This window comes from Candidatus Paceibacterota bacterium (assembly GCA_035404205.1).
Lineage (GTDB): Bacteria > Patescibacteriota > Minisyncoccia > UBA6257 > JAVHQB01 > JAVHQB01.
Genome location: DAONGQ010000003.1, coordinates 35,576 through 43,572, shown reverse-complemented (window position 1 = coordinate 43,572; position 7,997 = coordinate 35,576). Strand labels below are relative to the sequence as shown.

Sequence of the window (7,997 nt, the reverse complement as noted above, 5' to 3'; positions counted from 1 at the left end):
TGCGGGATCGTCTAATGGTAGGACATGGGCCTTTGAAGCCCAGTATCTTGGTCCGAATCCAAGTCCCGCAGCTTTGCCAAGAAAGGAATAATTTGGCGGGGTGGAAGTATCCCGCCTTTTTGGCGGGATAATAGGACATGGGTACTGGTTATTAAACCTGTATCTCAGATTATATCCTCGGCCTTTGAAGCCCAGTATCTTGGTCCGAATCCAAGTCCCGCAGCCCTTAATATAACAAGTTGATAATTTTCGCCACAGTGGCGATTTTTTGTTAGAATTGTCCTATGGCAATAAATTTAAACATCTTTCAATTTATTTATAACTTAAATCGTTTCTTCCCGACGAATGTGCCTATCGGTTTGTTTTGCGGGGAATATCTTATTTATATTTTGGGAATAGTTATTTTATTATATTTGCTTCTAAGTAAAGAACCCAAACAAGAAAAAATCAAATGGTTGTCCATTTTAATTTTAGCTTGTTGTTTTTCCAATGTAATGGTGACTCCAGCTATTCATTACGTTTATAAATCGGAGCGACCCTTTCTCGTAATGCCAGAAGTTGGTAATTATAAAAATTTTTTAAAGGTTACAGAATATACCAAGTCTTTTCCTTCCGGTCATACTGCCCTAGCTTTTGCCCTGGCTATGGTTCTCTTCTTATATAATAAGAAAACTGGAATCGGCGCTTTTGCGGTGGCCTTTCTTGTGGGTTTAGGGCGTATTCTTATGGGGGTTCATTGGCCCTTGGACGTCTTGGGCGGTATAGGCGTGGGTATACTCTGTGGCTGGATAGCCTATAGGCTTATAAGCAGATTATTCTCAAAAACAACTGCTATTAAATAGCAGTTGTTTTTGTGTGAAGTGGTTGCTAGAGAATTTGTTTGAGGATTTTTGGATTATCTGACCATTCTACAATCAAATTAATAAGTTTAGCGAGTTTGTCGCTATCATGACGAATAAGGGAACGGGTGTTGCTAATATGGTCCCCGGCGACAGGTTTATAGAGAGTGTTCTTCAGCAGATTGGCTTGGACTATGGTGGGAGAGACGCGGGGAGGCTGGTTTTCGTTTTTCGCGCCCTTTATTTCTAACCACTCATCGCCTTCCTTTTGGTATTTTTTTAATAAAGCAGCTGAGGGTTTTTGAACATTAGAAATAACAAAATCTATTTTTTTGCCATGCAAATATTTTTGCAGGCATTGAATATAATTATCAAGGCTAAAATTACTGGTATGCCCGCGCTTGTTAACTAGATTGGCTATGTAGATAATTTTAGCATGACTCTGTGAGATAGCATTGCTGACCTTTGGTACTAAAAGATTGGGTAAAAGGCTACAATAGAGATTTCCCGGTCCAATGATAATTACATCTGCTTCTAAAATAGCTTGAATAGCTTCCGGATTAGCAGTGGGTATGGGGTTGAGAGAGATTTTTTTTATGCCAATGGTGTCTAGAGCGTAATTGTGATTAATTTTGTCTTCGCCAATTAGCTTTAAGCCGTTTTTAAGATCAATTTCTAGGTTGCTAGATTCTAACGATACCGGTAAAACGCGTCCCTTAATTTTTAAAATAGTGCCAATTTCTTTAATCCCTTGCTGGCTGCTGCCAGTGATTTTTTCCATAGCCGAAAGTAATAAGTTTCCAAGATTATGCCCTTCCAAACTGCCACTATTGAAACGATAATTAAAAATTTTACGCATAATATCAGGCGAATCTGAAAGGGCCACCAAACACTGTCGTAAGTCTCCTGGCGGTAGAACACCTAATTCATCTCTTAAAATACCAGTAGAGCCGCCATCATCAGACATAGAAACAATGGCGGTGAGGTCAAAATTGTATTTTTTCAAACCAGAAAGAACCATAAAACTACCGGTGCCACCGCCTATAGTGACTATTTTTTTGGGAGTGATTGAAGATTGCATATTTTTTGGCTGTAAGAACAGTTTAGCACGGGAACTTTTAAAATTCCTTAAAAATATAAAGAGCCTAAATTAAAAGTCAGTTTTATATGAAAAAAGAAAAACCATCTACAAGGAGATGGCAAAGAGTGAAAATATAAAGAGCAAGGTGGCTACAACGAAAAGAAAATGCGGTAAAGATGAGTAAAAATGAAAAAGAGAATAAAAAGAAAAAAGAAATACGGGGGTACAAAAAGTCAAAAAAGTAGGATGCCACCAAAAGTTAAATTGTAAAGGGCAAGGGACGAGACGGGATAATCAAACGTCACCCCTTCTAGATAAACAGGGTCGGTATTTGCTTGCAGTGAAACAAGATCTGCCATGGTCTGGAAATGGCTTGGAGACCACGATAACGCAGAAGACATCCGCCTGTAAGCAAACCAGCCGATCTTATTTGTCTATAATGGGGACATAAGACCATCCCGTCTTCTGACCCAAAAGTGAGACCAAGATTCTCCTCCCTAGTACAAAGACCAAGGGAGGTCAACCTTATTTCAACCTCGAAAGGATGTGAATGAGAGCTGTCATCAAAGCCCATTCACAAAGTTATTATAAATAGGTAATACTTGATTTGTCAATGCTTTAAAAACACTCTATAATGAGGACGAAGACAATTGCTTTTTTAAATCTATTATCTTAAAATTAAGGAGTCAGAGCGCATATTAATTTAAAATATATTTTATGCAATATATCTGTCAAATTTGCGGTTATGTTTATGATGAGGATAAAGAAGGGAAAAAATTTGAGGATTTATCAGAGGATTATACATGTCCAGAATGCAAAGTAGGAAGAAAAAGTGATTTTAAATTAGTTGAGCCTATTACCGAAGAGGCGCCTGAAGATGCGAGGGAGACCGAGAACGAGGAGGATAGTAACGATGATGACGAGGATAAAGATTAAAATAAAATGATTTCAAGAGAAGAAGCCTTTGATTGGCTAAAAGAAGAAATAAAAGAGCCCAATCTTCTAAAGCATTGTTTAGCGACGGAAGCGGCTATGAAAAGCCTGGCTTTAAGGTTCGGCGAGGATGAAAGTATGTGGGGTCTAACTGGGCTACTCCACGATATTGACTATGAAGCTACTAAGGATAATGAATCTGAACATAGCCTCAAGGGGTTTCAAATGCTTATTGATAAGGGACTGGGAACAGATATTGCCGAAGCCGTTAAAACACACAATGACATCCATGGCCTTCCGCCGGTAACATTAATGGCTAAAGCAATCTATTGTGTTGACTCTCTAACGGGGCTTATTGTGGCCACGACATTAGTGTTGCCATCGCGTAAAATTAAAGATGTGCAAACAGATAATGTTTTGCGACGTTTTAAAGAAAAAGGATTTGCCAGGGGGGTAAATAGACCTAATATCTTAAAATGTAATGAATTACTTGGTATCTCTTTAGATGAATTTATTACTATAACCTTACAGGCTATGCAAGCGATTGACGAGAGTTTAGGTCTAGCCTAATAGTATCAGTTAAATGAAAATTAAACTTCTCGAAAATGTTTCTCTAGCCCCACTCACTACTTATAACATTGGCGGAAAGGCTAGATATTTTGCTCGTCCCTCAACCCCGGGCGAGCTTTTAGAAACCTTGAATTGGGCAGAAAAACATAAGCAGTCGGTTTATATTTTGGGAGGAGGCAGTAATATTCTAGTTTCTGACAAGGGCTATGACGGACTTGTCATTAAACCTTCTAACCAACAAATTAATAGCAAAGTGTTAAGTGCTAGAAATGTTGAATTAAGGGTGGGCGGTGGTTTAAGCCTGAGAAGTTTACTTCAATTTTGTAACACTGCTTCTAAATTTTTTACTGGATTAGAGTGGTCAGCCGGTATTCCTGGCTTAGTGGGGGGAGCGGTTTATGGCAATGCAGGCGCTTTTGGCCAAAGTATGGAGGATATAGTGCGGTCGGTGTATGCTTATGATTTGAGAGAAGGAGTTTTTAAGACTTATAAAAATGATGATTGCCATTTTGGTTACCGTCATAGCCTGTTTCAACAAGAGAAAAAAATTATTTGGTCTATTTTTCTGCGCCTAGAGGTTGGTAATGCTACTACTGGCCGTCAAATTATTTTAGACCACTTAAAAGAACGCAAACAAAAGCAGCCGTTAGAATATCCGAGTGCTGGGAGCGTCTTTAAAAATGTATCAATAATGGAGTTAGATAAAAGTTTATCGAGCAGTGCTGAAATTCTACCACTTTTTAAGGAAACCATTCCTGCAGGGTGGCTAATAGAAAGGAGCGGACTTAAAGGATGTAGGATTGGCAATGCGGAAGTTTCGCCTAAACATTGTAATTTCTTAGTTAATTTGGGTGGAGCGCGAGCGCAAGATATATTTGCCCTTATTCAATTGGTCCAAAAAAATGTTTGGGGAAAATTTAAATTAAAATTAATTCCGGAGATTAATTTTTTAGGCGAATTTGATTAATCTGTTAATAAAAAACAAGATTGATTGTAAATTTTTTCCTTGTTCCTTGTTTTTAACCCGATTTTTTTAAATTTGTGTTTTTTAAAGTTATTCACACTTGCATTTGTATTGAAAACTTCTATAATTAAATTAGATGAAAGAGAATTTAATTAAACAGTTTTCAATGAAGTGAAAAAATTGTTATAATTAAATTAGATGAAAGAGAATTTAATTAAACAGTTTTCAATGAAGTGAAAAAATTGTTGTCATTGAAACTGGAGGACTTGAATTTTAAAATGATTGTAATAAAATTATCTAAGGAGATTAGATTGAAATTAAAAAAACAATTTTCCAAGTGTGAAAAATAAATTGATTAGGTCTCTTTGGTCGACAATTTAGTTTTTCGCACGGTAAAAGATAAAGCAAAATTAAATCTTCATAATATGGTTAAGAAGAAAGCCACTAAGAAGGTAGCCAAGAAAGCCACCAAAAAAGTAGCAAAGAAAACTGCTAAAAAGCACGGCAAGAAATAGTCTTGTCAAATGAGGATGTTAAATTTTCGGAAAGAGAAAGTAACCTCCTCTTGTAAACATTGAATCCTAACAAAAGCGCGATTCCTTCGCGCTTTTTGTTTGGTTATAATTGGTTGGTTTTTACTGGCGGTTTTGATATAATAAGACAAATCAATTTAAATTGTCTTAGCTCATGAAAACTGCCATAAATAGTCAAGGTTTTGAGTTGAATGATTATTGGATTGGTTTAATCGAAAAGAAAACCGCCGGGTTGAGCAAATTAACTGAACGTTTTGGTCCAGAAACCCTCCTCAAAGTAGCCGTGGTTTCCTTGGGTACGCATCACGAAAAGGGCTATAGCGTCAAAGTAAAATTAACGTTAGAAATATTAAAAGACAATTTGGTAGCCGAAGAAGAGGGGGACGATGTCAAATATATTCTAGATAAGTGTGTGAAGAATCTGAAAGCCCAATTGGTAGACAAGAAGGAAAGGAGAATTAATCTAAAAAGAAACATTAATAGCTAAACAGATTTTCTGTCTATTATTCTGATTTTAGAATTAAAAGAAAATTGTTAAGATAACTTAAATTATGAAAAATTGGTTTGATTTTTTGTGGCCAGATACTGATACAAGATTTTTACAAAAAAATCGAATTGTTATTGATAAAATTCATCTCTTAGAGTCTCAACTTAACCAATTGAGCGATTTAGAGATTAAAAACCATAGCCTAACCTTAAAGAAAAAAGTGCAAGAGGGGGAATCTTTGAACAAAGTGCTGCCAGAGGCTTTCGCTTTAGTAAAAATAGCTTCTAGCAGAACCTTGGGTCAACAACATTTTGACGAGCAATTATTCGGTGGTATTGCTTTAAATGATGGCAAGATTGTCGAAATGAAAACTGGCGAGGGGAAAACTTTAGCAGCAACCCTGAGCGCATATTTAAACGCCTTAAGCGGTCAAGGTGTGCATGTGGTTACTGTTAATGACTATTTGAGCCGTCGCGATACCACCTGGATGGGTCAGATTTATGACTTTTTGGGACTCACAGTTGCCTGTATAGTTCAAGACAAATCTTATTTGTATGCAGGTAAGCGAGAGAATACTTTTGAAAGCAGCGATGAACATACCCTGGTTTTAAAGGAAACAACTATTGCTCAATTAGAAAATCAGGATAAGCAGCGAGACACTCAGGGCAGTTTTATGGTAACCGATGAATATCTTAAACCAATTTCTCGGAGAGAGGCTTATGAGGCTGACATTACTTATGGAACCAATACTGAGTTTGGTTTTGATTATCTGCGTGACAATTTAGCCAATAGTCTAGAAGAACAAGTGCAGACTGGCAGAGGTCATCATTACGCTATTGTGGACGAGGTAGATAGTATCTTGATTGATGAGGCCAGAACGCCTCTTATCATAGCTGTACCCGATGAAAATGCAGCTGCTTTGTATAAGCAATTTGCAAAGATAGTCAATCGTTTAGACTTAGACAAGGACTATACTGTTGACCATAAATTTAAAACAGTGAGCTTAACCGAAGACGGTTTAGATAAAATCGAATCCATTTTTGGTAAAGATATTTTTGACGATTCCGGTATTGGCAATGTTCATTATATAGAAGAAAGCCTAAAGGCCAAAGAGTTGTTCAAAAAAGACGTAGATTACATTGTCAAAAACGGCGAAGTTTTAATAGTGGATGAATTTACTGGGCGTATTAAATTCGGCCATCGTTATACGGGGGGTTTGCACCAAGCCATAGAAGCTAAAGAAGGTGTAGAAATCAAGGAAGAGAGTAGGACTGGCGCCACTATTACTATTCAGAATTATTTTAGGCTTTATGATAAGCTCGGAGGCATGACGGGAACAGCTGTTACTTCTGCCGAAGAGTTTAAAAATGTCTATCATTTGGATTTAGTCAGTTTGCCTACGCATAAACCGCTAATTAGGAAGGACCTGCCTGATCAAATTTTTAGAACCGAAAAAGGGAAGTGGATGGCGGTGGTAAAGGAAATTAAAAATCGCCATGCAACTGGGCAGCCTTTGTTAATAGGAACAGTCTCCCCAGAGAAAAATGAAAAATTAGGAAAGCTTTTAGATATTGAGGGGGTATCGTATCATATTTTAAATGCCAAGAATCACGAAGCAGAAGGGTCCGTCATTGCGCAGGCTGGAAAATTTGGAGCCGTTACCCTTGTTACTAATATGGCTGGCAGGGGTGTAGATATTATTCTTGGAGGCAATCCAACCACTATAGAAGAAAGAAATAAAGTCTTAGCTGTAGGCGGTTTGCATGTGATGGGCACAGAAAGACACGAGTCACGGCGTATAGATAATCAGCTCCGGGGTCGTTCTGGCAGGCAGGGGGACCCAGGCTCTGCCCAGTTTTTTATTTCCTTAGAAGATGATTTAATGAAGTATTTTGCTCCTCAAAATATTTCTGGTTTAATGAGCAAAATGAATCTTCCTGAAGACGAAGCTATCAGCCATCCTTTAATTAGCAAAGCCGTAGAGTCGGCGCAAGCCAAGATAGAAGGGGTTAATTACGATATGCGTAAGCATATTTTGGAATACGATGATGTACTCAACAAACAGCGTCAAGCTTATTATGCCAAAAGACAAGATTTACTAGAGCACCATTCAGAGCAAGATCTTTTGCGCCTGCTGTTAGAACTAATTGATAACCAATTAGAATTAATCTTGAACGGTACTCTGGGGGAGAGAGTCACTTCAGAGGGAGTAAGCGATTTATTGAAAGTAATTGGACAATGGCTACCGACATCTGACCCTAATCTCATAGAGGCAATAGAGAAATCCCAAAACCGTAGCGAGATAAAGCATATCTTGCAGGAATTTTTAGACAATAAATTGAAAGAAGAGCAAAAGCGGCTAGGGGAGACATGGAGTAACACGGTCTTAAATCTTTGTTTGCGATTACGTGATTTACTTTGGATGGATCATCTAGTGCGGATGAATGATTTGCCAGATAGCACTACCTTGCGTAGCTATGGACAACACGAGCCTTTGGTGGAATACAAACGAGAAAGTTATAGATACTGGAAAGAGTTAGAAAACAATTGGGAAAGTCAGGTTATAAATTTGTTGTTCAAAATGAGCTAG

General features: G+C 37.8%; 7 protein-coding genes and 1 tRNA gene. 7 read left to right on the top strand and 1 reads right to left on the bottom strand.

Annotation, left to right across the window (positions count from 1 at the left end):
- Together PK547_01080 and PK547_01075 are read left to right on the top strand one after the other, a co-directional pair.
- Window positions 1-71, top strand: a tRNA-Gln gene (locus tag PK547_01080).
- 213 nt (window positions 72-284) lie between these two features.
- Window positions 285-842, top strand: a complete 558-nt coding sequence (locus PK547_01075; protein ID HPR91314.1) for a phosphatase PAP2 family protein — start codon at window positions 285-287, stop codon at window positions 840-842.
- Window positions 843-867: 25 nt separating this feature from the next.
- On the opposite strand, the gene yvcK is transcribed toward PK547_01075, so the two are convergent.
- Window positions 868-1,920, bottom strand: a complete 1,053-nt coding sequence (gene yvcK, locus PK547_01070) for a uridine diphosphate-N-acetylglucosamine-binding protein YvcK (GenBank protein ID HPR91313.1) — start codon at window positions 1,918-1,920, stop codon at window positions 868-870.
- A gap of 717 nt (window positions 1,921-2,637) precedes the next feature.
- Between yvcK and PK547_01065 the strand changes: the two genes are divergently transcribed.
- From PK547_01065 to secA, 5 genes are all read left to right on the top strand, one after another.
- On the top strand, window positions 2,638-2,856 hold the full coding sequence (locus PK547_01065) for a rubredoxin (protein ID HPR91312.1): 219 nt from the start codon (window positions 2,638-2,640) through the stop codon (window positions 2,854-2,856).
- Window positions 2,857-2,862: 6 nt separating this feature from the next.
- Window positions 2,863-3,423, top strand: coding sequence for an HDIG domain-containing protein (locus tag PK547_01060; GenBank protein HPR91311.1), 561 nt, complete (start codon window positions 2,863-2,865; stop codon window positions 3,421-3,423).
- A gap of 13 nt (window positions 3,424-3,436) precedes the next feature.
- On the top strand, window positions 3,437-4,390 hold the full coding sequence (gene murB / locus PK547_01055; protein ID HPR91310.1) for a UDP-N-acetylmuramate dehydrogenase: 954 nt from the start codon (window positions 3,437-3,439) through the stop codon (window positions 4,388-4,390).
- A gap of 684 nt (window positions 4,391-5,074) precedes the next feature.
- Window positions 5,075-5,407, top strand: coding sequence for an HPF/RaiA family ribosome-associated protein (locus PK547_01050; GenBank protein HPR91309.1), 333 nt, complete (start codon window positions 5,075-5,077; stop codon window positions 5,405-5,407).
- A 64-nt stretch (window positions 5,408-5,471) separates the two neighbouring features.
- Window positions 5,472-7,997, top strand: coding sequence for a preprotein translocase subunit SecA (secA, locus tag PK547_01045; GenBank protein HPR91308.1), 2,526 nt, complete (start codon window positions 5,472-5,474; stop codon window positions 7,995-7,997).

Bases quoted from the DNA above. Each gene is read 5' to 3' on its own strand.
- PK547_01050 (HPR91309.1), top strand. From the start codon at position 5,075: ATGAAAACTGCCATAAATAGTCAAGGTTTTGAGTTGAATGATTATTGG.
- PK547_01075 (HPR91314.1), top strand. From the start codon at position 285: ATGGCAATAAATTTAAACATCTTTCAATTTATTTATAACTTAAATCGT.
- secA (HPR91308.1), top strand. From the start codon at position 5,472: ATGAAAAATTGGTTTGATTTTTTGTGGCCAGATACTGATACAAGATTT.
- PK547_01065 (HPR91312.1), top strand. From the start codon at position 2,638: ATGCAATATATCTGTCAAATTTGCGGTTATGTTTATGATGAGGATAAA.
- murB (HPR91310.1), top strand. From the start codon at position 3,437: ATGAAAATTAAACTTCTCGAAAATGTTTCTCTAGCCCCACTCACTACT.
- PK547_01060 (HPR91311.1), top strand. From the start codon at position 2,863: ATGATTTCAAGAGAAGAAGCCTTTGATTGGCTAAAAGAAGAAATAAAA.
- yvcK (HPR91313.1), bottom strand. From the start codon at position 1,920: ATGCAATCTTCAATCACTCCCAAAAAAATAGTCACTATAGGCGGTGGC.